34 protein-coding genes and 1 pseudogene are annotated in these 23,958 nt (G+C 66.3%); all 35 read left to right on the top strand.

The annotated features are described in order from the left end of the window. Positions 1 to 385: 385 nt before the first annotated feature. Complete coding sequence (locus tag NV348_RS36065; RefSeq protein WP_447145085.1) at positions 386 to 616, top strand: hypothetical protein; 231 nt, start codon at positions 386 to 388, stop codon at positions 614 to 616. Positions 617 to 618: 2 nt separating this feature from the next. Further along, entirely contained in the window at positions 619 to 891 is a 273-nt protein-coding gene (locus NV348_RS36060) for a hypothetical protein (protein WP_447151263.1), read from the top strand. 27 nt (positions 892 to 918) lie between these two features. After that, complete coding sequence (locus NV348_RS36055; protein ID WP_447151262.1) at positions 919 to 1,662, top strand: alpha/beta fold hydrolase; 744 nt, start codon at positions 919 to 921, stop codon at positions 1,660 to 1,662. Between the two features lie 115 nt (positions 1,663 to 1,777). Further along, a complete protein-coding gene (locus tag NV348_RS36050; RefSeq protein WP_301903560.1) occupies positions 1,778 to 2,008 on the top strand; it encodes a hypothetical protein in 231 nt (76 codons plus the stop codon). A 17-nt stretch (positions 2,009 to 2,025) separates the two neighbouring features. Beyond that, positions 2,026 to 2,670: a DUF8175 domain-containg protein gene (locus NV348_RS36045; RefSeq protein WP_447145083.1), complete on the top strand. Its 645-nt coding sequence runs from the start codon at positions 2,026 to 2,028 to the stop codon at positions 2,668 to 2,670. Between the two features lie 12 nt (positions 2,671 to 2,682). Further along, entirely contained in the window at positions 2,683 to 3,480 is a 798-nt protein-coding gene (locus tag NV348_RS36040; RefSeq protein ID WP_357370154.1) for a DUF8175 domain-containg protein, read from the top strand. Beyond that, a complete protein-coding gene (locus NV348_RS36035; RefSeq protein WP_447151261.1) occupies positions 3,477 to 4,907 on the top strand; it encodes a TrbL/VirB6 family protein in 1,431 nt (476 codons plus the stop codon). Before NV348_RS36040 ends, NV348_RS36035 begins: the two co-directional genes overlap by 4 nt. Continuing rightward, the gene (locus NV348_RS36030; RefSeq protein ID WP_447151260.1) at positions 4,904 to 6,376 is read left to right on the top strand and encodes an SCO6880 family protein; all 1,473 of its coding nucleotides are present in this window, start codon (positions 4,904 to 4,906) and stop codon (positions 6,374 to 6,376) included. The genes NV348_RS36035 and NV348_RS36030 overlap by 4 nt, the downstream gene beginning before the upstream one ends. Further along, a complete protein-coding gene (locus NV348_RS36025; RefSeq protein WP_447151259.1) occupies positions 6,373 to 6,543 on the top strand; it encodes a hypothetical protein in 171 nt (56 codons plus the stop codon). Before NV348_RS36030 ends, NV348_RS36025 begins: the two co-directional genes overlap by 4 nt. After that, complete coding sequence (locus NV348_RS36020; protein WP_447151258.1) at positions 6,540 to 7,142, top strand: putative type IV secretion/conjugal transfer ATPase; 603 nt, start codon at positions 6,540 to 6,542, stop codon at positions 7,140 to 7,142. The genes NV348_RS36025 and NV348_RS36020 overlap by 4 nt, the downstream gene beginning before the upstream one ends. A gap of 154 nt (positions 7,143 to 7,296) precedes the next feature. Then, positions 7,297 to 8,103, top strand: coding sequence for a putative type IV secretion/conjugal transfer ATPase (locus NV348_RS36015; protein WP_447151257.1), 807 nt, complete (start codon positions 7,297 to 7,299; stop codon positions 8,101 to 8,103). A 237-nt stretch (positions 8,104 to 8,340) separates the two neighbouring features. Beyond that, positions 8,341 to 8,988, top strand: a complete 648-nt coding sequence (locus NV348_RS36010) for a M23 family metallopeptidase (protein ID WP_447151256.1) — start codon at positions 8,341 to 8,343, stop codon at positions 8,986 to 8,988. Further along, positions 8,957 to 9,025, top strand: a pseudogene (locus tag NV348_RS36525) (hypothetical protein); the annotation flags it as partial. The gene NV348_RS36010 and the pseudogene NV348_RS36525, both read left to right, overlap by 32 nt. Before the next feature lie 40 nt (positions 9,026 to 9,065). Beyond that, the gene (locus tag NV348_RS36005; protein ID WP_447151255.1) at positions 9,066 to 9,842 is read left to right on the top strand and encodes a lytic transglycosylase domain-containing protein; all 777 of its coding nucleotides are present in this window, start codon (positions 9,066 to 9,068) and stop codon (positions 9,840 to 9,842) included. A 10-nt stretch (positions 9,843 to 9,852) separates the two neighbouring features. Next, positions 9,853 to 10,413 carry a hypothetical protein gene (locus NV348_RS36000; protein ID WP_447145077.1) on the top strand — a complete coding sequence of 187 codons (561 nt, stop codon included), beginning with the start codon at positions 9,853 to 9,855 and terminating at the stop codon, positions 10,411 to 10,413. 75 nt (positions 10,414 to 10,488) lie between these two features. Next, a complete protein-coding gene (locus NV348_RS35995; RefSeq protein WP_447151254.1) occupies positions 10,489 to 12,003 on the top strand; it encodes a hypothetical protein in 1,515 nt (504 codons plus the stop codon). Between the two features lie 170 nt (positions 12,004 to 12,173). Beyond that, complete coding sequence (locus NV348_RS35990) at positions 12,174 to 12,533, top strand: hypothetical protein (protein WP_447145075.1); 360 nt, start codon at positions 12,174 to 12,176, stop codon at positions 12,531 to 12,533. Next, the gene (locus NV348_RS35985) at positions 12,533 to 13,006 is read left to right on the top strand and encodes a hypothetical protein (RefSeq protein WP_447151253.1); all 474 of its coding nucleotides are present in this window, start codon (positions 12,533 to 12,535) and stop codon (positions 13,004 to 13,006) included. The genes NV348_RS35990 and NV348_RS35985 overlap by 1 nt, the downstream gene beginning before the upstream one ends. Next, a complete protein-coding gene (locus NV348_RS35980) occupies positions 12,967 to 13,254 on the top strand; it encodes a hypothetical protein (RefSeq protein WP_447151252.1) in 288 nt (95 codons plus the stop codon). The genes NV348_RS35985 and NV348_RS35980 overlap by 40 nt, the downstream gene beginning before the upstream one ends. A gap of 5 nt (positions 13,255 to 13,259) precedes the next feature. Then, positions 13,260 to 13,556 (top strand): hypothetical protein, encoded by a 297-nt coding sequence (locus NV348_RS35975; RefSeq protein ID WP_447151251.1) that lies wholly within the window; start codon positions 13,260 to 13,262, stop codon positions 13,554 to 13,556. After that, positions 13,537 to 14,427 carry a hypothetical protein gene (locus tag NV348_RS35970; RefSeq protein ID WP_447151250.1) on the top strand — a complete coding sequence of 297 codons (891 nt, stop codon included), beginning with the start codon at positions 13,537 to 13,539 and terminating at the stop codon, positions 14,425 to 14,427. Before NV348_RS35975 ends, NV348_RS35970 begins: the two co-directional genes overlap by 20 nt. Before the next feature lie 119 nt (positions 14,428 to 14,546). After that, the gene (locus NV348_RS35965) at positions 14,547 to 14,885 is read left to right on the top strand and encodes a hypothetical protein (protein ID WP_447151249.1); all 339 of its coding nucleotides are present in this window, start codon (positions 14,547 to 14,549) and stop codon (positions 14,883 to 14,885) included. Further along, a complete protein-coding gene (locus NV348_RS35960; protein WP_447151248.1) occupies positions 14,827 to 15,456 on the top strand; it encodes a hypothetical protein in 630 nt (209 codons plus the stop codon). The genes NV348_RS35965 and NV348_RS35960 overlap by 59 nt, the downstream gene beginning before the upstream one ends. 981 nt (positions 15,457 to 16,437) lie before the next feature. Further along, complete coding sequence (locus tag NV348_RS35955) at positions 16,438 to 16,788, top strand: hypothetical protein (protein ID WP_447151247.1); 351 nt, start codon at positions 16,438 to 16,440, stop codon at positions 16,786 to 16,788. After that, positions 16,776 to 17,393: a hypothetical protein gene (locus NV348_RS35950; RefSeq protein ID WP_447151246.1), complete on the top strand. Its 618-nt coding sequence runs from the start codon at positions 16,776 to 16,778 to the stop codon at positions 17,391 to 17,393. The genes NV348_RS35955 and NV348_RS35950 overlap by 13 nt, the downstream gene beginning before the upstream one ends. A gap of 133 nt (positions 17,394 to 17,526) precedes the next feature. Beyond that, positions 17,527 to 17,985: a hypothetical protein gene (locus NV348_RS35945; protein WP_447151245.1), complete on the top strand. Its 459-nt coding sequence runs from the start codon at positions 17,527 to 17,529 to the stop codon at positions 17,983 to 17,985. A gap of 65 nt (positions 17,986 to 18,050) precedes the next feature. Then, complete coding sequence (locus NV348_RS35940; protein ID WP_447151244.1) at positions 18,051 to 18,347, top strand: hypothetical protein; 297 nt, start codon at positions 18,051 to 18,053, stop codon at positions 18,345 to 18,347. Beyond that, positions 18,326 to 18,697, top strand: a complete 372-nt coding sequence (locus NV348_RS35935) for a hypothetical protein (RefSeq protein WP_447151243.1) — start codon at positions 18,326 to 18,328, stop codon at positions 18,695 to 18,697. The genes NV348_RS35940 and NV348_RS35935 overlap by 22 nt, the downstream gene beginning before the upstream one ends. Positions 18,698 to 18,738: 41 nt before the next feature. After that, positions 18,739 to 18,876 carry a hypothetical protein gene (locus tag NV348_RS35930; RefSeq protein WP_447151242.1) on the top strand — a complete coding sequence of 46 codons (138 nt, stop codon included), beginning with the start codon at positions 18,739 to 18,741 and terminating at the stop codon, positions 18,874 to 18,876. A gap of 60 nt (positions 18,877 to 18,936) precedes the next feature. Beyond that, positions 18,937 to 19,518 carry a hypothetical protein gene (locus NV348_RS35925; RefSeq protein ID WP_447151241.1) on the top strand — a complete coding sequence of 194 codons (582 nt, stop codon included), beginning with the start codon at positions 18,937 to 18,939 and terminating at the stop codon, positions 19,516 to 19,518. Positions 19,519 to 20,238: 720 nt separating this feature from the next. Continuing rightward, positions 20,239 to 20,850, top strand: coding sequence for a TraM recognition domain-containing protein (locus tag NV348_RS35920; protein ID WP_447151240.1), 612 nt, complete (start codon positions 20,239 to 20,241; stop codon positions 20,848 to 20,850). Further along, positions 20,763 to 21,599, top strand: a complete 837-nt coding sequence (locus NV348_RS35915) for a DUF4913 domain-containing protein (RefSeq protein WP_447151323.1) — start codon at positions 20,763 to 20,765, stop codon at positions 21,597 to 21,599. Before NV348_RS35920 ends, NV348_RS35915 begins: the two co-directional genes overlap by 88 nt. 201 nt (positions 21,600 to 21,800) lie before the next feature. Continuing rightward, entirely contained in the window at positions 21,801 to 21,923 is a 123-nt protein-coding gene (locus NV348_RS35910) for a hypothetical protein (protein ID WP_447151239.1), read from the top strand. A gap of 724 nt (positions 21,924 to 22,647) precedes the next feature. Further along, positions 22,648 to 22,935 (top strand): hypothetical protein, encoded by a 288-nt coding sequence (locus NV348_RS35905; RefSeq protein WP_447151238.1) that lies wholly within the window; start codon positions 22,648 to 22,650, stop codon positions 22,933 to 22,935. A gap of 797 nt (positions 22,936 to 23,732) precedes the next feature. Then, a partial coding sequence (locus tag NV348_RS35900; RefSeq protein WP_447151237.1) for a hypothetical protein occupies positions 23,733 to 23,958 on the top strand: 226 nt, incomplete at its 3' end.

The raw sequence follows: 23,958 nt of genomic DNA, 5'->3' as shown, positions 1-23,958 counted from the left end.
TGGGATCGGTGGTCGCCGTTTGGATCCGGCCACTGTGAGCGCTCCAGATCGCGTCGCCAGTATCCGGACCGAGCCCCTGCCGACGACCCGAGCGCATCCACCGGTGGTCGCGATTGTCGGCGCGCACGGCGGAGCCGGCACCTCGACGCTCGCTCGGTGGTGGGCGCCAGCGGCGGACTGTGGGCAGTCCTGGCCTGGGTCGGCGCAGACGACGCAGCGGGTCGTCGTGGCGGCGCGGCTGTGTCTGCCGGGGTTGGTCGCGTGTGCAGATCGACTACGTGAATGGCATGTCGGTACCGCTCCTGGCGGTGTCGAGATCGTCGGTGTCGTACTCAGTGCTGCCCGGCCGGGGCGAGTACCGGCGCCGGTACGCCGTTATCGCGCCGTGGTCGAGGACCTGGCCGAACAGGTGTGGGACATCGGCTGGCATGACGAGCTCATCGAACGTGAACTGGCCGAGCTCGCCGAGTTCAGCCCGTTCGACCCAGTCCCGCAACGGCGCGCCCGCCTGACTCAAGCGGTGCCCCTCGATGTTCATCACGTCGGCAGCGAGCTCATCGACGCTCTCGCGCGCACAGCGAAAAACCCTATCGAACAACAGGATTCGGAGAGATAACCATGTCCGTTCTATCCGTGGTGGGTGACAGCGTGTCTGTGCTGGCCCAAGAGATCAAGGTCAACCCGACCATCCCGCCGGGCGGAGACAAACTGACCAATCTGGTGGGGTACTTGTCGTGGCTGGTCATCTTGGCCGGGGTCGCAGCGCTGATCTATGCCGGTGGCAAGTTCGGGTGGGAGCGCTGGCACGGCGGCGCGGTCGAATCCCCCAAGATCGTGTTCGCGGCCATGGTCGGCGGCATCATCGCGACCTCCGCTTCTACGCCATCATGAACGCCGCCGTCACCGGAGGTTCCTGACATGCAGGCACCTCAGTTCAGCCACGAATCCCCCAGCAGCGCACCAGATCCGCGCACCGTGACTATCACCGCGGCCGACGGCACAGCGTTGACGGCGACCCGCTTCGGGAAACCGGACGCCGTTTTGACCGTCGTCTACCTGCCCGCACCGCTGGCCAGCGCAGCGCACTTCTCGCCCATGATCGCGCTGATCGCCAGACATTTCAGCGCAGACATCGCGCAGTTGGTCTACGACCAGCGGGGCCACGGCAACGACCTGCCGCTGCGTCCGGGCCGGGCGGGGATGGCCCAACTGGTCGAGGACCTGAACACGGTGATCTCCCACATCGATGGTCGTGTGGTGTTGGTGGTGCATTCGCTGGCAGCGATTGTGCTGCAGGAGTGGCTCTACCGCCATCGACGAGACGAGACCCGCATCGTGGCGATCGTGGCGATCGCACCGGTCACCGAACTTCCAGACCACGCTGGGACGCTGACGGCACGCTCGACGGGGCTGCCCGCCGAGACGGCACCCGTCTCATCCACGAACTTTCCACGGCGCTGGGTGAGCACCGCCTTCGTACCGAGGCCGAGATCGAATCCGCCCGCCGCATCTTGCGTGCGTATCGGCGATGCAGGGCCGACCTGTCAGCAGTCGAAGACCTCCTGCGCGCAACGCCGACCTGGATCGTGGCCGGGCGAGCGGACCCGGTGGCTGTTTACGAGCGGGTCAAGGTGCAGGCCGAGACTGTGTGGGCCGAGATGAGCAGCGTGCGCGACGGCAGGCATGACCTCGCCCGTGCCTTTCCTTGGCTGCCAGCTGCGGCGGTGTCATCCGCGATCCAGGTCGCCCGCGACGCCGACAGGTTCGGGGGCGGCTGGTGATCGCCGAACCGCTGCCCGCGCAGGTGTTGGCGCCGCTGACACAGCTGGTGAATTGGCTGGCCTGGTTCGTGCTGCTGCTGTGCGTGGGACGCGCGACCTTCGTCGGCGGCCAACTCGCCCTCCGGATCTACCGAGAAGAAGCGATCGAAGGCTTCATCGGATCCCTCGCCGCCGCCGCACTCCTCGGCTCGGCCAGTGCCCTGGCAATCGCCATCCTTCCCACCTGAAAACACAGGACATCCCTATGTCACAGAAACTTTCGGCACGCGCCCACCGGACGATCACCGTGTGGATCGTGCTCGCCATGGCGGCCATCGCCGCCACGGGCTGTGGTGACACCGACGCCGACGAGGACCCGCGCGCACCTGCCACCACCGACGCTGCACAGCTGATCCCGAGTGGGCTGAGCTGGCGGACCTACCAAGGCATCGACCTGCCGATCGCAGTGCAAGGTCCCCGCGTGATCGATGGTGTGGTCGCCACGGACTGTGACCGGTCCCCGGTCGGAGCCGCTCTGGCCGCGATCCACGCGACCGTGCGCATGTCGGTCGCACCGGACGGTCAGTGGGCCTCGGTCGGGCAACGAATGATCGCCCCTGGCCGAGGACGCGACACCTGGGCGACAGCTCGCGCCCAGATCTCGATCACCACCCCGGCCACCGACATGGTGCCCAGGATCCTCGGCTACCTCGTCACGGCCTACGCCGACACCGAAGCGCAGGTCCAGACCTACTCGACCTATCCGGACCGCTCGATCACCCGCAACACCGCCACCGTCATCTGGGCCACCGACGGGTGGCGACTGCGACTGCCCGACACCGTCACCGAAAGCCCGGTCACCGCAGTGGATTCGGTGCCCAACGACATGGTCGCCCTGCCGAAACCGTGAGGACCAACTCTGATGCGTTCGACTCGAACCCTGCTCCTTGTGCTCAGCATCATCGCCGCTGTGGTGATCGTCGTGTTCGTCCTGACCGTCACCGGCGACGACCAGCCTGACACCGCCCAACCCTCAGTGCAGAGCGGACAGCCCACGACGACCGCCACGCCGCCGCCGACACCGTCATCAGCGCGTCCGCCAACAGTCGACATGTTCGGCAACCGTCTCGAAGTCCCAGTTGAGGAAGCCGGTGCGGCGCTGCCGCAGATCGCCGAGGATCGGATCGAAGCGACGCGATCGGATTTCCTGACCGCGGCACCGGCTCGATTGCAGTGGCAGCGAATCTGGGACGGCGCGGCCGTGCCGGTCTCAGGCAGCGACGGCCCCGCACGCATCGACGCCGGTGTGGCGGAAGGATTCGCCCACACACCCCAAGGTGCTGCATTGGCGGCGATGGACGCGATCGGGCGGGTCTACGCCGCACCGGAACCGATCTGGCGAAATGTAGTTCGGGACCGCTTTTACGGTGGCGGCGATACGTTGATCGACCAGTTCGCCCGTTCCCGGGCCAGCGCCCCGGATATGGCTCGCTACGTCACCGTCCCCGAAGGGGTGCGGGTACAGCCCGGCTACCGCGATGACCTAGCCGTGGTTCAGCTCGCGGTCCGTTCCACGAGCGGGTACGCGATCGCGACCTGGCCCATGGTCTGGGTCGAGGGCGATTGGCGCATCCGCACTCCCGACGACATTGAAACTCTCTGGCGCCCAGCCACACCCACCGCCTCAACGGCTGGATTCGGCCGCTGGAGGCAGTCGTGACCAGCATCCTCGCCGCGCCGGTCGCACCGGGAGATGGTGTCCACGCCCAACTCCCCGATCTCGCCTGTGTCGCGGTGCCCGGGATAAAGGAAGCGTGCCAACTCGCAGATGCGGCAGGGGGCGTGGCTGAGATGGCGAGCGACTCGGTGATCGGCGGCATCGCAGCCGATCTCATCGACAGCCTCGTGACGGCGCTGCGGTTGGTGATGGCCTGGTGGACGACCTTTCCGTCGCCGGAACTAACCACCTCCCAGGGCCAGCCCGCCCCGGTACTCGCCCAGATCCGCGAATACACCAGCGGCCTGCAGGTGGTGCTGTTGACGGCCGGGATCATATTCGCGGCCGCACGTCTGGCATTGGCCAAGCGGGGTGCCGCGGCGGGGGAAGCTCAGGAGAGCTTTCTGATGTTGGCGCGGGCAACGTTCGGCGCGATGACGTTCGGTGTGTTGATCACCGTCGCGACTACGGCTGGCGACGAGTTCGCATCATGGGTTGTCTTCGACGCGGCCCGCGGTGACCTCGATACCGCCGTCGGTCGCATCGCCGATCCGCGGATCACGGGCAACCTCGGCTCCGGAATCCTGCTCGTTCTCAGCGTGCTCGGCTTGATCAGCTTGTTGGTTCAGCTGGTCATGCTGGTGGTTCGACAGGCTCTGCTGGTTGTGGTTGTCGCGGTGATTCCGATGGCGGCAGCAGCGTCGGGGACCGGGCCCGGTTCGCAAGCCTACAAGCGCCTGGTGGCGTGGTCGCTGGCGTTCGTGCTGTGGAAGCCGGTCGGAGCGTTGGTCTATGCGATCGCGTTCACCGTCACCGGCAGTGGTGACGAACCAGATCCCCAGATGATCTTGCTGGGGGTGATCTTGATGGTGATGAGCGTGATCGTGCTACCAGCGCTGATCCGCTTGATCGCACCAGCGGCATCCACGCTCGGAGGCGGAGGCGGAGCGGCATCAGCGCTGGCCGGCGCTGGCGCGGGTATCGCCATGTCGGCTGTCGGCAGCGGCGGATCGCAGGCCAGAAAGATGTCTGAGGCTCAAAACTCTGGTCCATCGGCCGGATCATCGAGCCGGGCAGGCTCACCGCCTTCTGGGCCGAGTGGCGCTGGTGGGGCGCGGCCGATGGCAGCGAGTTCGGGATCGCCGTCTGGCGGGACAGGCTCGGCGCCGGGTGGCGGCGGGTCTGTGTCAGCAGGTCCGGTTGGGGGTGGTTCGCGTGCTGGCGGGGCTTCTGCCGCGGGTGCCGGTGGTTCGGGCAATGCGGCCGCTGCCGGTGCGATGGGCGCGGGCCCTGCGGGGGCGGCGATGTTAGGCGCCCAACTCGCAGGCGGCGCGCTGCGAGGCACTGCTTCGGCCGCTCAAAGCTCTATTCCGGAGTCGTCGCCACAGATGGATCCCGATGCACTCGGTCCCGGGGAGGTCCGGCGATGAGCACACGGATGTATGGGCGCTGGGAGCAGCCGCGCTCAGCCGGGTTCTTCGGCCTGACCTGGGGCGTTTCGCTGCTCGGTCTCGGCTTGATCATCACGGTGATGGTGTCGTTCATGATCACCCGCTCGCTGGAATTCGCAGGCGCTGTCCTGCTCGGTGCGGCAGTGGTGTTCGTCCCGCTGGCGGTGACGCGCAACGGGCGCACCGGTTGGGAACTGTTGCTGCTTCGGGTTCAGTTCGCTCGCGCTCGTTCTCGCGGCGAGCTGACCTACCGGTCCGGGCGGTTCTCCCGGCTTCCGGGTTTGGCGAAACTGCCTGGGTTGCTGGCTGATTCGCGCTTGACCGAGTACGAGACGTCGGGTGGGAAGCGGTTCGCGATGCTGCATATCCGGCGTAGCGATCACTACACGGTGATCGTGCGGGTGATCCCGCGCGGCAAGGAACTCGTTGACCAGGCCCAAATCGATTCCTGGGTTGATGGATTCGGTCAGTTCCTGGCCTCGCAAAGCCGTGGTGGAGAAGTCGTCGCGGTGACTGCGGTGTTGGACAACACCGTCGAGACCAGGTTGAAGCAAACTCGGGAAGTCGCCCGGCTGATCCGACCGAACGCCCCTGACTTCGCCAAGTCGGTGATGAGGGAAGCCGCCGCTGACAGCGGTGGGGTCGGGGTGCGGATCGAAGCTCGTATCGCGATCACCTACCGAGCGATCGGCAAAGGCCGCATCCGCCGTGACCAAGCCGAGCAAGCCCGCGAGATCGGGCAACGACTGCAATCGGTGCTATCGCAGCTCGCCCGCGCTTACCTACCCGCCACACCCCTATATGCGTGGGAAGTACTGGGCCTGGTCCGGAGCCGATTCGACCTCGCCTCCCAACGCGATGTCGAGGCGGCCGGGGCGCAGATCGTGGAGTCGCAGTCGTGGGATTCGGTCGGACCGCTCGCCCATCATGATCGGTGGGATCACTACGTCCACGACGGCGCCCGCTCGATCACCTGGGAAATGGACGGTGCACCCCGCGGGGCGGTGATGGAAACCGTCCTCGAAGAGCTGTTGCGTCCACGCCCGGATATCCCGCGCAAACGGGTCGCGATCGTCTACCGCCTGCATTCAGCCGCTGAAGCGACGTCGTTGGTGGACTCGGACTTCCGCGACGCGGTCGCCGCCGAACAAACCGAACGAGGGATCTCATCGGCGGCGGCGCGGATCCGGGTCGGGAACACCTCGGCCGCGCGGGAGGAGCAAGCGCGCGGGGCGGGGTTGACCCGGTTCGGGGTGTTGGTGACGGTGACCGATCACCTCGATGCAGACCTGCCCGGAATCGAAGCGTCGGTCAAAGGGATGGCGGCGGCGTCGCGGTTGACGGTGCGCCGCTGCTACGGCTACCAGGCCGCGGGGTTCGCTGCCTCCCTCGGGATCGGGCTGATCTTGCCTGAACACGCTTCCATCTCCGATCGGGTGTCGGGATGAACGCGCGCGCGGGGAGCTTCCGTCGCCGAGGCAAGCCCGCGAAAACCGAGATCGTCGAGGGCATCAGGATCCTGACCACCCTCCATCGTGGTCAGGTCGAGATGACGGCCCTGACCAGGGGTGGCCTGCGCGGTTGGCGGGCACGAATGATGCTCTCGAAGCGATGACCATCGACGTGCGACCGCAGCGCGCCGCCGCGACGGCGCCGCCGGTGACGGGTTCGACCTCACCGCCTCCGGCGTTCACCGACCGCGGCTATACCGGTGCGGGCGGTGGCCGGGCGTCGGTGGTCCCGCGTACCCCGGAGTGGCGTGCGACGACCGTGCAGGTGGCTGGGTTGTGGCCGTTCTGCGTCGGCGCGAGCGCCCCGACCGCGGGGGTGCCGGTAGGTAGCCACTACATCACCGGCGCCCCGGTGCATTTCGACCCGATGTCGTGGTTTCTGCGGGGGTTCATCACCGCGCCGATCGCGTTCGTGTTGGCGCTCAACGGCTTCGGCAAGTCCTCGCTGATCCGACGCATCGTCGCGGGTGCGGTTGCGGCGGGGGAGACCGTGCTGTGCATGGGCGACACCAAAGGCGAATACCGCGACCTGGTCGAGCGCCTGGGTGGGCAGGTCGTCGATGTCGGCTACGGCCACGGGACCATCAACCCCTCGATGTCGGCGCCTTGGGCGCCACCATCGACCGGCTTCCCGATGCCGATCAGCGTCGCCAGGTTATGGCGCGGGTCGAAGCGGGCCAGATCAACATCGTCGCCGGGCTGATCGAACTCGTGCGCGGCGCCCGGGTCGAAGACTACGAGGAAGTCTTACTCGCCGCCGGTCTGCGCGAGCTCTACAGCCCGGCAGGTGGTTTCACCCACCAGAACCCGCCACTGCTGGAGAACCTGCTCGCGGTGATCTCGCCGGAGGCGAGCGGTTGCGCGCATTCGCTGAAGAAGACGACGAAATCTCCTACCGGGCCGCTACGAAGACGTTGCGTCGGTCGATGCGTGCCCTGGTCGAAGGACCGTTCGGGGCGATCTTCAACGGACCCACCTCGACCCGGCTGGATCTGTCGAGTCCCGCGATCTGCATCGACATCTCCCGTATCCCCGAAGGCGACACCAAACTGCTGGCAGCGGTCTTGATGACCTGTTGGTCGGACGGGTTCGGCGCGGTCGCCGCCGCCCACGCCCTCGCCGACGCGGGCCTGGCCCCGGCACGGACGTTCGAAGTCGTGATGGACGAGATCTGGCGTGTGCTCGGCGTCGGTGAATTCATGGTCGACCGCGTCGACGCGCTGACCCGACTCAACCGGCCCTTGGCCACCGGGCTGATCATGTGTTCCCACACCATCAAAGACCTCGCCGCCTTCGACTCCCCAGCCGCACAAGCCAAAGCGCTCGGGTTCTTCGAACGCGCCCGCGCGAAGATCATCGGCCCGGTCGGGCCCGAAGAAGCCAACCGCATCGCCGCGGTGGCCGGGATGACCGACACCGAGAAATTGTTGGTCACCTCCTGGGCGGCGCCGCGCCCACCCAGCGACGACGACCTCGATACCTCGCGACGCGAAATACCGCCGGGCACAGGGTGCTACCTGCTCAAGACCGGTGAAGCCGAAGAGCCTGGCATCCCGTTCCGGATGGTGTTCACCCCCACCGAACGCGACTCCGATATCCACAACACCAACCGCCGCTTCGACAACCTCGGCCACACCTCCGGTGGGGCGGTGAATCCGCGATGAGCACCGTCGAACCCGGTCGTCAGCGAAACCCCATCCCGAGCTCGCACACCCACGAGACCCACAGTCACCCGGTGGTGTCGCGATGAGTAGTGCCGCTCGGGCAACGGTCGCGGTCGTGGGCGCGGTCCTGATGCTGCTTGGGCTGCTGCTGTTCGCGGGCGTTGTCGAGGAGGGGGGGGTTGCGCGCCGTCGGCGGTGCAGAGCGGGGCGGCCTCGGCGACCGGTGACGCGAGGACGATGCCGATGGCCGAGGGCAGCTACACCTTGACCTCGGGTTTCGGGATGCGTTGGGGCACAAACCATCAGGGCCAAGACTTCGCCGCCGCGTCCAAGACTCCCATCTACGCGGTCGCCGACGGACTCGTCGTGCGGGTCGGAGCTGCCAGCGGGTTCGGGATCTGGGTGGTCATCGACCACAACATCGACGGCGAAACCGTGTCCTCGGTCTACGGTCACATGTTCGCCGACGACGTCCGTGTCGAACAAGGCCAGAACGTGCGTATCGGTCAACTGATCGCCGGCTGTCGGCTACAACGGTCAAACCGTCCCCCCAGGCCCGGACGGGGCGCACCTGCATCTCGAAATCTGGACCGAAGGAGGACGATTCGGCGGCGGTACGGCCATCGACCCGATGCCGTGGCTGCTCCATGGAAATGCAGACCAGTCGACCAGTGTCGCGACATCGAGCGCGGTGTCGCCGCCGACGACATCAGTCAGCGATGCTCCCGTAGCTGGCGCCGGTGCGGCGGCAGGCTCCGAGCTGCCCGAAATGCCTGCGTCGATCGGCTTGGAGCGTGGGTTGCAGGTCGACTCGATCCGTTTGGCACGCACGATCGTTCAACGGTTCCCTCAGGTGCAGAAGATCTATGGGCAGCGTGGGGATGATCTGCCCGATCACCCCAGTGGCCGGGCGATCGACATCATGATCCCTGACCCGACATCCGGGGACGGCAATGCCCTCGGTGATCAGATCGCCGCATTTCGTTCTCACCAACTCCGTTGCACTGCGGATCGACTATTTGATCTGGCGCCAGACCTACCGTGCGGCCAGCGGCGAGTCCAACCTGATGGAAGACCGGGGCGGGGCCACCGCCAATCACATGGACCATGTCCACGTGACCACCCTGGGCGGGGGATACCCAGACGGCTCACCGATCGGCTCCGTCGCGACCAACCCACCCGGCACCAGCACAGCGTCGACGTGTGGATCCAGTGGCGGAGAGGCCGATCTCGCGCCAAACACTGTCCCCGCCGACTTGGAACCGTGGTATCGGCTGGGTGGCACCGTATGCCCGCAAATCAGCGCGTCGCTGCTCGCTGCCCAGGGCAAACAAGAATCCGGGTACCGGCGCGGGCTGACATCGTCGGCTGGTGCGCAAGGTCTGGCGCAGTTTCTGCCCGGCACCGCGACCGCTCTCGCCTCCGACGGGCAGCCGTATGTGATCGACGCCGACAGCAGCGGCGTCGCCAGCGTGTGGGACGACGGCGACGCGATCATCGGCCAAGCCCGCTACCTGTGCGACATCGCCGACCACGTCGATGCCTGGATCGAGCAGGGCAAAGTCGTCGCCCCCAACGGTGCCGTCGAGCTCTACCTCGCCGGCTACAACGCGGGCGAATACGCCGTGCTGCGCTCGGGTGGATTTCCCACGGGTTCACCGGATTACGAAGTTCAGACCCGCCCGTATGTGGCCAGCATTCTCGCGATGGCCACCCAGATGTCGACGACGATGAGCTGAGGACACCATGGTGAACCGTCTACCTCTGTGGGCTGTGACCCTCGGTGTCGCGGCCGTCCTGATTGTGCTCGCCACGGTGCTGGTGGTCGGCGCGCAGAACAGTGAGCCCGTGCCCGGTACGCACACACCGGGTACCGCCCACGTGGAGGGGCCGGATCCCTCGGCTGCCGACGCCCGGACCGCCACCCACATGGGTTTGGCGGCCATGTTCTCCTGGCAACCACGCACCGACCCCAGCCCCGGCACCGGATTGACCCGCGCCGCACCGTGGCTGACCGGCGAACTGGCTGCCGCAGCGAACAGTGGTGTCGCGAGCGGATCGGCACCGCTGCCGGAATGGGCGCGATGGCGCGACAGCAACGACATCGTCACCGCCCTGGTCGACGCCGAGCAGACGAAAACCGACATCGCCGGGACGACGGTCGCGGCGTCGGTGACCCAGCAGGTACTCCACAGAGACGGCTCCACCACCCTCTACCGGCGGCTGCACGTCACCGCCACGGTGACAGAGACGTCGCAGGGGTGGCGGATGTCGAGCTATCGCATCAACTCGGTGACCGGCCATGGCTGACACCACCCAACCACTGAGCCCGCCAGCCCGGTGCTGGCCGCGTCGCCGGAGAACAACCCCGGCAGTACACCTCCGATGCTCGTGCATCGACGGATGGCGGCGGCGATCCAGAACGTCACCGTCGATCTGATGCTGCTGGCGCGGGAACCACACAGCCGCATCCAGACTTTCCGGGATCTCTCGATCGCTGGGCGGGTCCTCAACGAACAGGTTGCGGCGATCGGGGTGCCCGCCAACTGGATCGACTTTGGACGACAAGCTGATCAGGAAGGTCGAAAAGCGACCGGGACTTCCTCGTTGCCTCCTCGCCGTCCGGTCTCGCGGTCGCTGCTGATCGCTCAGCTACACCACCAGGCCGACACACTGTGGACCATGGCCGCCGTGGGCCCGGTCCGGCGCGACCGCGGCCCGGTGAGCGCACCGGCAGCGCAGAAGCTGGGTGAGCATCTGCGGTTGCAGTGGTTGCGGGTGGCGATGGTCGCCACCGCCATCAATCTCACCGAAGCCGAAACCCGTGGCTGGTGGGCCACCGATCCGACCCACTGCCACTCACGCCAGGCCCAGATTCAGCAACAGTCGGTACCCGATCAGGGGCGTCAATGGCGTGAGCTCACCCACTTTGCGAGCGTGCGTGAAGCACGGGTCCGTGTCGCGGCGATGCGCATGGTCGGCATCGACCTCACAGCCAGTGCCCCACATCAACTACCACCTGCCCCGCATCTGCTCGAGGCTACTGCCGAGAACGCCTGGCACACCGCATCTCTGGAATCCGAAGGCGTGGGAGGTGCACGCATCGGCGCCGCGATCGCCGCCACCGGTATCGACGACGCCCACAGCATCGCAGACGGCGACACCCACGACCTGCCGCCTCCGACCAGGTCAGCGCAACACCACGTCGAACCGGATTTCTTACCCGATTGCTTCGAGGAGAGCTCCATGACAACCCATCCCACTACCCCTGGCCCGTCAGCGCCGATCACACCCGAAGACATGGTCCGCGACCGGTTGACCGACCTGTGGACCTTTGCGACTACAGAGGAATTCGACAGCCTCGCCACCGAATACGGGTTCACGACCGAAGAAATGTCGCTGCGCTACGTCGTGGCATTGTTGGATGTCGCAGGTATCGACTACCAGGGTCTGCGACAGACCGAAATCCTGTGGGCAAACTCAGGTGCCAACCTCGTGCGCAAGGCCGCGACGGGCCCGGCACTGACAGTGTGGTCGGCGGCGACCCTGCAGGCGTTCACCGTCTGCGCCCCGTCCGGTCGCATGATCTGGCACGAACGCTTCGGCACCGCCATGGTCGATGGTGTCGACGCGGCGACGGTGTCGGCAGAGAAGGCGATCGAGTTGGCCGCTCACGCTTTGCGTGAGTGGGGCGCCGAAGCCGGTGTCTTGCGGTTGAACCTGGCCCGCAGTCGCGGCCTGGACTTCGATCGGCTGCGCCGCATCGCCGCCACCGAGGGCCTGGTCCTCGATATCGCGACCGTCGCGGTCCGCAACTCGGCCGCCGAACAATGCATCGCGCCCGAACGGGTCGTTTGGCGGACGGTCGACCTGCGCGAGCTCTGGCAGAGCGCGTCATGAAACCCGCTGTGTTCGCGACTACCGCCGCAGTGGTCTTGGCGGTAACGGCGGCGAGTGGGTGCTCGACCGCGGATACGCCGGTGGTCGAACCGGTCTGCAGCGCGGAGGCCTTTCCGCCACCACACTCCGAGGTCTGGCCCTGCTCGGCATCGGATGTTCTGCGGGCCGCGGTGACCACGTTGTATCAACTGGACCCGGTGGTCGGGCTGGATGCGCGGTCGATGTTCGAGGCCACACGACCGCTGATGCGGGCCGCGTACTCGACCGACACTCGCGTGGGGACATCGCTCTGGTCGCCGATCACCGTCGCCTCGTGGCAGGACTGGGTCGAGCACCACGTGCCATTGCGGACCGAGGTTCGTCTCACCGGTGACGACCACCCGCCCGATACCGCGACCTCGTCGAGCCGGGTCCTGACAGTCACCCTGACCCCGGCCGAGCGCACACCGATCGCGTTCTCGGTGTACGCGAGATCGACGCGCCAAGGCCCGGAACGCGCGTGGCTGCTCGCCGAAATGCTGGTGCTGTGATGAACGGCGATCCGGTCGAAGAAGGTGGCCAAGCTGTCCGTCAAGGATTCCTGCAAGCGCTGCAGACCGCCCACACCACCAACGCACTGTTCCGCAGCAGAGGAGGGGAATCGCGCTCACGCGCCGAATCCGAGCAGCGATCCGCGATCGAAGCGGCCAAGAACCAACGGTCGTGGATCGAGCACCAGGCCAGGCTCGGAAATCTGGGGTCGGAGCGAGCGCTGAGCATGGCCAAGATCGACGAGGTCCGCGCACGCATCGCCAACGCAGCACAGATCACCGAGGTCGACCTCCGCCACAAAGAAGGCCAAATCACCCGCGCCGAAACAGATCTCGCACGACGCGAACACGATGGTGCGCTCTCTCGAAGACAGAGCAAGGAGCTACATACCGAACGCATCGCTGCAGCTACACCAACCGCGAAACCCGCGACGTGGAGCTGCACAAACTCGATTTCGAGCTCAAGAAACTGATGATCGAGATCCGGCGGCGTGCGGCTGGATTCACCGACACCTTGCACCACTCGGATGAACGAACCGGTGCAGGACAGGCAGCGGCGGCCCAGTTCGCCGCCGCAGACGCCACGCGCGACCTTCCCCGGACGCCGAAGCCGCGGCCCAAGCCTACGAAGAACGGTTCATCGACGACACCGGCCTGGACCTCGAAGGCGTCTTGTCCGACAACGGTGCGGATCTGTCCGATCGCGGGCCTGAAGGCATAGGTGACATGGCCGGGCTTGCTGCGGATCTCACGATCACCGCGCACTTGAACGACGAATTCAACTACCTCGCAGATCATCTCGACCACACCGCCGACCCGGTCGCTGACCCGATCTTCGACGCGGAGATCGTCGAGGCCGGTGAATGGATCGAGGCTGCCGTGTCGGCCGCAGCGGTCCACGACATCGACCCCACCGCCCCCGACCCTGACTTGACCAGCGGGGGAGCAGAACCCTCGCTCGCACGCACCACGGGCAAGGAGATCGAAGTATGGCGCGATCCCGATGTGGGACGGGGCCGGTGAGATGTTCGACCCGAACCCGATCCAGGCCAAGCTACTCGCGGTCGTGCAGAACCTGGCCAGCGACAACGCGCGCCTGATCGACCAATCCCGCACCGGGGACAACGAGCAACTGTCGCCGATGGCGTTGGCTCATCTCGATATCGGGCGCCGTACCCGGGAGAACCTGGAAGTGATCGCGACCGCGGTCGGGGTGCCGAAATCGGTGATCGACTACACCCGCGCCTCCGGTGAACGCGGACACCGCTGGCAACCCGGCCAGCCCCTGCTGAGCACCGAGGCTATCGACCGCGACACCCTGCTTCGCGGACACCTGCGGGCAGTCGCGCAACTACAGATGATGGCAGGGGTCGGGGCCGCGTTCTCACGACAGGGAACCCTGCCGCGCGAGGGATTCGCCGCGTTCCGGCGGGTGATGGGTCTGAACTGGCAACGCGTCGGCGCCGTCGGGCACGCCCTAGGCCTGAGCGCCGTAGAACAACAACACGCGTGGCAACCCACCAACAGCCCGTGGACCGACCACGTCGCCCAGTCCATGGCAATGCTGGAGCGGGCAGCGTTGAGGACGCGGTGGCGGGCCGTCGTCGAGACCAACTTCGCCACGGTGTCGATGCCGGTGATGGTGCTCCAAGCCGCCGGAATCACCCCCGACGACATCAACCGCCAACTCCCCGTCCTGCCCGACCGGATGGTCGAGCTCGCCGCAGACGCCCTCGAACCCGACCCCGCGACGCGCGGCATGGGTGGGGCTGGCATCGACGCCGCGATCGAGGCCACCGGCGCCGAGTCCCAGACCGAATTCGAGCCCACCGATCACCGGCCTGCTTCGCACCCGGATCGATACCGCGGGCCCGACACGGGCCCGGGGCCGTGACCAATCGGATGCCACTGCTATCGCCCGTCACAGCCCGCCATCACAGAAAGTTCAGTGATTCAACAGGATTGGAGAAACCGGGTGAGTCATCCGCTCTCAGGTGCTGAGGATCTGCCGTCGTGGCAGCTTCGGCTGCTCGAACAAATTCAGAACTCGAAAGCTATGAGCACTACCGCACGCTGTTTCACGGTTACCCGCAATACTCGGCCGCCGCCAGTGGCCCGAGCATCCAGCTCGAAAACTGGCGGACCAACCTGCGGGCACTCGAAGCCGAGCGCTCCGAGATCGAGCTCCACGCCCACGGACTCGACATCCCGCAACGAATGATCGACTACGCCACCGACACCGGTGCCCGGGGGAGCACGCTGGGGCGATACCCCGGAAACCGCGCTGTTGCCGATGTCCCCGCCCGGGGCGAGCACCACGCGCCTGCACCTGCTCGACCAGATCGCCGATGATGTGTGGCGCCTGGAACACACGGCGCTGGTCCGTGCGGAGTACCTGCATCGCGTCCACACCGGTGGGTTGGCCGACAACGAGCCAGGAGAACGCCAGCTCCACGACAACATGGCCGCGCTGTGGCGCCATGCCGCCGGCACCGCGGCGCTGATCGACCTCGACCCGGGTGAGGCCCACCAGTTGTGGGGCCGTGGACCCGACTCATGGCAACAGTTAGCGGAGCTGACCGCAGCCTCCTACACCGATACCGAGCTGCAGCAACGGTTCGCCGAAATGTCGTGGAAAGGAATCGAAGCCGAAGCCTCGCGCAGCTTTGACAACCTGGCGGCCAGTGCCTCCACAGATCTCGCACCGCCGACCCCGTGGGAGGTCGCCGAGCGCGCCGAACAGGCGCTAGCCGCAGCCAGCTTCGCTGACGAACTGGCCCCACGCCTTGGTCATGGCATCGGCACGGCGGTAGAAGCGACCAGCGCCGGGCTCGGCACCGACTGGGAGCCCGACCCCGATCCACAACAACACCCGCCCGGACGCGGACAGGGAGTGGGCGTCGATCAGGGGGCGGGGTCATGACCAGCGGGCGCGATCTGCACCAGGAGCCCGCACAGTGGAGCGACTGGATGCACAGGATCCAGAACCTCGCCGCTGATGTGAGCCGATTTCACGAATCGGGAACGATGTTGATCGGCGAGGCCGACCCCGCGGATCCCCCCACGGCAGGTCCGGCAGCAGGCTAACCGGCTCGACGCCGCCCTCGACGACGCCGAGCAGCAGGCACGGGCCGCAGGCTTGGATCTCACGTGGATCCATGACGCGCGCACGGTGGGCTCGCAGCAAGGCGCGAGCCCGCACCCCAGTGCGGCGCGGCGGGTTCCCCTGCGCGAGCTGGGAATCGAGCGGTTCTTCCTCGACCTGCTCGACCTGGATCTGTGGCAACTCGAAGCGGATGGCAGCCCTCGACTCCGCAGTCCACCTTCGAGTCGCGGCCCGCCACGGCGGTATCGCGGTCGAGTCCGCGCGCACATCCGCCCTGCTCGAGCACATGCACGTGCGGTTTTCGCGGGTCTCATCCCTAGTGGTCGGCGCGCAGATCACCTCAGAGGAAGGCGAACGGATGTGGGGCGCCGGCTGCTGATGCCATGCGGCGCATGCACGCCACCGCTACCGACCAGATGAGCGACGCGCAACTACTCGAACAGTGGCAGGAGTATGCCGATGCCGACGCGAGACTGCGGATGCCCTCTACCGGCGCCAGGACCCTGACACCGGAAAGTTCGTGGAGGACAGTCTCACTGACCTGCCGAGCCCACAACGGATGATCTCGCGAGCCGTCCTGATACGCGAAACCCGTCCACCCGAGGGCACCGAACACCCTGCCACGGAACAGGCACTCGGTGCGGCGATCGGTCAACGGCCCCAAGACGCGGATGCGATCGATGCCGGAGTGGAAGCTGCCAGCACCGACACCCACGCCGACTGGGCGCCGGATCCACGAACCGACCCTGATCCGACCATCCCCGGCTACCAGCCGGGCCACGAACTGGGGGAATGGCGATGACCAGCGCACACGAACCCTCCATGAGTCAGCGCCACGGCGAGCTCCTGCGTCGGGTCCAGAACATGGCTGCCCAGCTGCGCGAGGTGACCGACGCCGGACCGGCCATGTTCGACGACGGCGTCTCCGCAGACAGCCAACTGGTGTGGACCGAGCGACTCGAAACACTCCGCATCGAAAGCGAGCATGCCGAGTTCGAGGCGATGCTGGAAGGTGTCGATCCGGGCTGGGTCCTCGATGCCCGCGAACTCGGCAGCGCGGCGCGAGCTCACCCTCGCCTCACGTGGTGCGCTCCCACCCCGCACGCGCTAACGAAGCGCAGGAGTTCTACCTCGACATGCTCGAGGTAGACCTGTGGAATCTGGAACGCATGGCCAGCCTGGAGGCCGCGCGGGTGAACCGGATCGCTACTGGGCGATGGAATTTCGACCACGACCCGATCGCGGCGGAGCAGTTCTCCGACAACATGGCTGCCCTGCACAACCGGGTGACGGTGCTCGCGGCCGCGGCGCAACTGACACCGGCCGAAGGTGACAGTCTGTGGGGTTCGAGCGTGGAAGGGATCCGCCGCGTGCACGCGGTCACCTTCGCCGCCTACGACGAGCAAGCCTTGGCACAGGAGTGGAACGGCTATGCCCGCGCGGATCCGGCGTTGGCGGTGCCACCGTATGTTCCGCGAGATCCCGAGACCGGCACGCCCACCGAGACCGCCACGGTGGGCCCGCCGACGCCGCGTCAGATGCTCGCCGACGCGACGAGTGCGTTGCGGGTCCAGTTCGTCGACACCGCCATCCGCGGCTCCGAATCAACCGATCTCGCCGCCGAGAGCACTGCGATCACCGCCGTGGTCGACGCGGCCCTGGGCGAGGACCGGGAGTGGATCTGGGAGCCCGACCACGACCCGGCAGCTGGGCGCGGTCGAGAGATCAGCACCGACCGCGGACCAGAACTGTAGGGCCGCAACCGCAAATCTGTGCCTTGTCGGCGCATCGGCTAGGGGGATCTGGACCGAGGCGACCGAACCTGAACCGCTGGGACTTCACACACCCGACAAGGGTGTGACGTTTTCTCGATCCGGAGGAAGCACGATGCCCATCCATACCCGTGAAAACCCACCTTCTGGCCTCGAACCCCGCACCGCCGTACCGCGATCGCTTCTCCGGGAGCATGCGATGAGCTGGGAAACCCGAGGAACGAGCTTTACCAACCCCGACTACTACCGCGAAGCCGCAGACCACGTCGAAGCCGAACTACGCGCCGACTTCGCCACCTACCACCAAACACGCGAGATCGCCGCCTACGGAGAAACCCCGGCCCAGGTCGTCGAACTCAATGCTCGCGCGCACGCCATCGCCCGCCAATGGCAACAGGGCGGCACGCCAGAGCATCAGCAGCTGTGGCAACAACTGACACCGCCGTGCGGGCCTGGACTGCCAACCCTGAATCCGCCCGCGTCGAGTTCGGTCGACTCCAGCAATCGTTCATCGAGGGCGGCTCGGGTATCGACCCGAACACCGTCCGCACCCAACGACAAGCCGCGGAACTGACCGGGCACCTCGAGCCGGTCAACGACCACTCTGCCCAAGACGGTGCCCGGTGGCGGCCCCGCCACTTGAGTATGGTCCCCGACCTCGGCGCCGACGGGGCGCGCTCGGGTAGCGCAGTTGATCGCGCGCTAGGTGGACGATCCGGCGAAGAACTGAGCCTGGCCGAGATCGAGGCGATCATCAACAGCGCTGACGAGCTGCTGTCCGCCGAGGAAACTCTCGGTGATCTCGATACCGGCGAGGAAGAGATCACCGCGCTGCTGCCCGCCGAGCAACGCAACGCACCCTCACGGACAACTTCGCCGCGACCCTCGACCAGCTCCCGGCACAGATCGCTGCCGTGCGCCGACTCCAAGACCTGACCGCTCAACACATCCGGCTGGCCGTCGAATTCGACGGAACACCCCAGGGCGGGCAGGTCCTGATCGGGCAGATGGAGCGGCTGATGGATGGTGCGCGCGAGGCCAACCGCGCTGCTCTATCCGCAGGCGCTGACCCGGACGAGATCACCAGCGCCTACCGAGCAGGGCTGTCGGGGCAGTTCTGGTCACAACAGCCCGGGGCGCCTCGGCTGGCACAGCTCGACCACGTTCTGTCCGAACGCGACAGCGCGCTGGCCGAAATCGATGGATTGCGTGCCCAGCTCGGCATTGCACCCGACCAGCCTCCGGCGCTCGCGCTGGCCGCAGGTGCAGAACCTCCCACCACCTGAGCTCGACGGCCACCTCCGCCGCACTGGAGCCAGGTGGGGCGGTGATCTCCGGCGCGGTCGAGGCTGCCCTGCCCCATGCCGACTTCGCCGCCGAGTGGACGACCCCCGAACTCACCGGCGTCATCGACGCGCCCCCGCGCGAACACATCGTCGACCCCCACCCTGAAAGGTCCAGGTAAATCATGTTCTTCCCCGTGAAACCCGCCGTCGCACCAAATCCGGGATGGGTGAGGAAGCCGATGCTCCTCATTCTGTTGGCACTGCTCGCTGTCGTGTTCGTGCTGTGGGCGGCGTTGAAACTCGGCAGCTGGTCGGCCGGGCAGCCGATGTCATGGAACCCGTTCATCGCCTTGCTGTCGGTCCTCGCCGCAGACAAACGATGGCCCTGGCAGTCGACGCCGATCGCCGTGGTGCTGCTGTGCGCGATCGGCGCGCTGGCGGTGCGCGGGGTGCAGATGTTCACCACCGGCCGCGAGGTCGATGTGGCCGCGCGAACGATGCAACGGCCAGGCAAGATCCGCACCGCTCGCGTCGCCGACAACCTCGCCGACAACCAACGATTGCTCGCCGACGCGCCACCCGAAGTGCGAGCGAATCCGGGACCGCTGTTGGGGCGCACGGTCATCGGCGACATCGCCCTGCACGTACCCGCCGAACTCGGTGTCACAGTGACGGCCGGTCAGCGCACTGGCAAGACCGTCGCGTGGGCGATCCCGGCAGTGCTCTCAGCATGGGGGCCGTGCCTGCCACCCGAACAAACCGGACCTATACCGGCACACCGTGTACGGGCGCGAGCAAGTCGGCCGGGTGTGGGTATGTGACCTGCAAGCGGTGACCGGGCAGGTGGTGTGCGGGTTCTGGGTGAATCTGTTCAACCAAGTCACGGGTTACCCGCGGCGCGAAAGCTGGCGGGGTCCTTCGTGTCCGGGTCGGCCGGTTCGGCTAATGAGATCGCCAATGCCAAGACCGATGCCTACTTCGACGGCGGCGCCCAAGAGCTGTTCGCGCTGTGTGTTCGCCGCCGCGTGCGCGGGCGGAGACCTGCACCATGTCGCGGAATGGCTCGGCCGCGACCAAGATCCGACCCCGGCATTGATTTTGCGCCACTACGGCCACGACCGACCCGCGGCCAGGATCGTCGAATGCCAAGGCCTCTACGCCAGACAACGTGACGGCCTCTACGACATGGCGCGAAGGTTTAACGTGCTCTCCGATTCCGGGTACGCCCAGATGGTCACGCCCCCCGGTTCGGAAACTGTTCCAGGTCAGCGAAACCACCGCCAAGCCCACGACCACGGCATCGAGTCGGGGCGGGAAAGCGTCCTCGATTCGCAACGGTGTCCTGATCGAGTCCACCGAGCAGGCGCGTACCCACCTGTTGCCGGAGTTCGATCCCGTCTCGTCGTCACCTCCAACGACACCCTGTATCCGCTGTCGATGACCGGGCCTGATGGAGCCACTCTTGACCGCCGCGTCGGCCAAGTCCTCGAAGCCGCTCACTGGGGTGCCCGGCCTGCCCGGACGGGCGACTGGCGACACCGTTGTTGTGTGCTCGACGAAGCCGCCAACTGCGCCTGAGTCAGCGAACTGCCCTCCTACTACACCTATTCGGCGGGTTACGGATCATCCTGATGACGATCCTCCAGGTCCTCAGAACAAGGAGAAACCTGTGGGGTGCCAATGGTTTGAAGACCATGATGGCCCAGTCGATCGAGGTCTACGGCGGCTCCATCGCCTCGCGCGACTATTTGGAGCATTGGTCAGCATGGCCGGGCAACACGACGTCTCCGACCGCTCCTGCACCTACACACCCGGCGGTCCAACGCAGCCTGTCCTGGCGCGCAGAACCCATTCTCGATGTCGCGATGCTCGCCGCCCTGCCGAAAGACCGGGCCCTGGTCCGACTTCCCGGCCACGGCCCGGTCGTGGTCCGCAAAGTTCCTGGTTCGACAGCGAGTACGCGCCGCTGGTGCGCAAGTCGATGCAACGGTTCGAAGGTGGGCGGGTCCTTCACTGGTCAAGTCGAGCCCCTCGGGAAGCGGGGACCAGTCGTACGAGCCCAACGCTGCATCGACTGCCACTGCGCAGACACCGATGCCGCAGTTCAGGTCATTTCACCGATTTCGCGCAGGCGTGGATGTTGCCCACGATGAGCGTCCGGTTGGCGCAAGCGAACCGGGAGAACACCTTCACCTGGTGCACGCGTTGGTGGTCTCATCGCCCGGTCGCGGTGCGGGTCGCCCATCTGCACACCGCGTTCGAAGCGATGCGCCGCTCCAAAGCCGGATCGAGCCTGAGCACCTTCCTACTGAGCCACTTCGACCCGCAAGTCAACCTCATCCTCGACGCGGCGAACGGCCCCCTGCACCGGTGCACTCGCACCCATCACCAGACCACCCTGTCGTGCTGCCGTTCGACCCTGTCCCACTCTGGTTGGTTCGGCACCAAGCCTGCCGTTGTCGACGACGGTAAACCACCGAAGAAGTTCGACCACTACAGCGAATTCATCGAACAATGGTTGCTGCCAGTGACGGCAGTAAAGATCGCCGCAAACAACCGTGAGGGCCAGTACATGGTGTCGGCAGGGTGGCGACACCAAAGCGTCGCCATCCGCTTCGCAGGGCTGCACGCCTGCTTCGAGGCCGCGGTCAACGCCGACGACAAGATGGCGATGTCAGCCTTGTTCGTCCGCCACATCGACCCGCAGTTGCGCTACATCCTCGACGCCGCCAACAGCCCCCTGCACAGGTGCACACCCGACCAGCACATCGATAGCCCTGGGCTCACGAGCGACCGGGTACTGGCGAACTGGTTCGGCGCCCCCGGATCGGCCACCCCGATCGAAGCCCTCGGCTTCGCTCCGGACTTCCGGGCCTTGGCCGAGGGCGGTGATCCGCAATGAGTATGGCGAACGCGACCACAGTCCAGAAACGGGTCCTCAAGGCACTACAGAATCAAGCCGCTGACTCACAGAAGCTGCTGACCACCCAGCGCGCCAGCGGTATTGAGCCGACCTCGAGACCGGACGCAGAATATCCACACGCGGAGCGACGCTGCACACCGAACTCGCCGCAGCGGCCCTCGCGGGCGGGGTCCCGGCCGAGTGGTCGATCAGGCCCGCGAACGCGGCACCAAAGCAATCCGCTGGAACACCAACCTGTTCCTACGCCGCGCCGCCCTGATCGACCGCGACGGGCTGATCGACAACCTCCGCGCCGATATCTAGCGACTAGCCCGGTTCACCGGCATTCACGCCGCCTACATTCACGGCACCGGGCGACACGACACACCACCGCGACCGTGGACCAGACCCTCACCACCGCTCTGGCGCCGATCCGCTCAGATCGGTGTCCTGCTCGGTATCGACACCCGACCAAGCCTGACAGCACTGGCCCCACCAGCAATGGATGAAGCAAGCCTCGGCATCGGCGGCCGGGCAGACCCAAGCCCACCTCACCCAACACTGGCACGCGATCGCGAACACCGACATGACCAGCTACACCGCACAATCCATCGCCTTGACCGGAGCAGGGATCACACTGAACCCGACGATCGCCCCACCTCGAGCCGATCGCCATACCCCACGCCCTCAGCGAACGCGATGTCGGTGTGGGTGGCATGCCCTCCGACGCGCCAGGCGCACACATCGGTGCCGCTGTCGACGCCACGCGATCCCAGGCGGCCCACACCGACTATGACGCCGACATCACCGCACCGGTGTTCAGCGACCCCCAAATCAACTATCCCGATCGATCCATGAGAGCCCTCGGTTGTCCTGCGTCTATTCCGATCTGCCCGCCCCACAGGCAGAGTCGCTCACGCCGATCCATGACCTGGCTCGCCGCGCCGGTGTCGTCCGTGGACGCCGGCGAGCATGCCCTCGAACTCGTTCGCCTCGACCTGACCGCAGCATCGCCGAGATCACCGCCGCCAGCAGGGGAGTGCCCGCGGTGTGGATCAACCAAGCTCGCGAATACGGCACCGCGAACAGGGTGTGGCGACCGACGACGGTGTTGCGCGATCCACCCAAAAATAACGTGATCCGTCGTGGGTTCGGCCGAGTCGTCGCCGACACGAACCGGCTCGTCGACATGGCCACGGTCTCGGTCCTGCGCCACCAACATCTGCAACGAGCCGGATCGAATCAGAACCAGAACCTGCGGTGGCGCACCAGCTTCGACGGAATATGGATGCGATCCGCACGCGCATCATTCACACCGCCGCCGCGATCGGAATGAGCCCCGCCCAACGCGTCCGCGCTGTGACCGTGACCGATGCCTCACCTCGCTGACCGTCTCGCCGCCCACAGGCCCGCTCGCCGCCGATGACGACCGCGCTCTGGCGTGACGTCGCCACCTGGTGGTCGCGGCGAGTGTTCGTTCGTCGCTAGCCAGCCTGCGCCGCACCAATCATTCTCGCCGACAGCTGTCGAACCGGGCCTGGTGGTGCCACCGACACACAAGAACTTCACCCGCGCTCGCCAGCAACTCATCGACCCCATCACAGCGGATGATCCCTCGACCACCGGGCACAGGATCGAGAACGCAGTCCACCTCGCGCTCCCGGCCACGGCAACAGAACCTGACAAGAGTCAGCCGAGCAACACCCACCGCCCAGCCAACCAACAGATCGCTCCCTCATTGCGGGCCTTGAATTTGTGACAACTGAGGCTGGCCCAGCTGGTCGGAGTCGTGACTACGACCGAAGTTGTTTGGCTATAGCTACCTCGTAGATGATTCGACCGTCGCAGACCATCGCCTCAGCTTGGCCGCGCACATTTTGACGCCAGGTGGTGACCGACCCGGCTGGTCCGGCGGCCGACTCGTCGACTGTGGTGATCGCCGTCGTTGACCATCGGAGCGGCGGTTGGTCGCTGTCCATGGTCTGCGACGCAGACTTCCTGAAGTTCCCGCACCGGCCGATAGCGGGTTTCGGCCATCCTGCTGAATCGGGCGTCGACACCTCAACTGTCTGTGTCTTGCGGAGCTACTTACGAAACGGTTCATCGTGCTAAATATCGGGCAGGAGAAGTCAATTGACCGTAATCGTCCCAGCCGCACCGCCCGACCTCGCTGACGCATTGACCGAGGACGGTTCGATACTTACGACGGCAGTAGTAGACCTGGTCTTCTGGACTATCGAGCACAGAGAAGTCCTCGCCGATGCGATAGCCGACACCAGGTCAGTGGTGGTTGCGTCAGCTCATGTGATAAATGTGCTGTGGCAGTTCTGCGGGAGTGGTTCGCGAAACGACACGCGGC

Source organism: Nocardia fodinahabitans (assembly GCF_052983615.1).
Note: the sequence above shows the minus strand (reverse complement) of the source record. Positions and strands in the feature narration are given on the sequence as shown.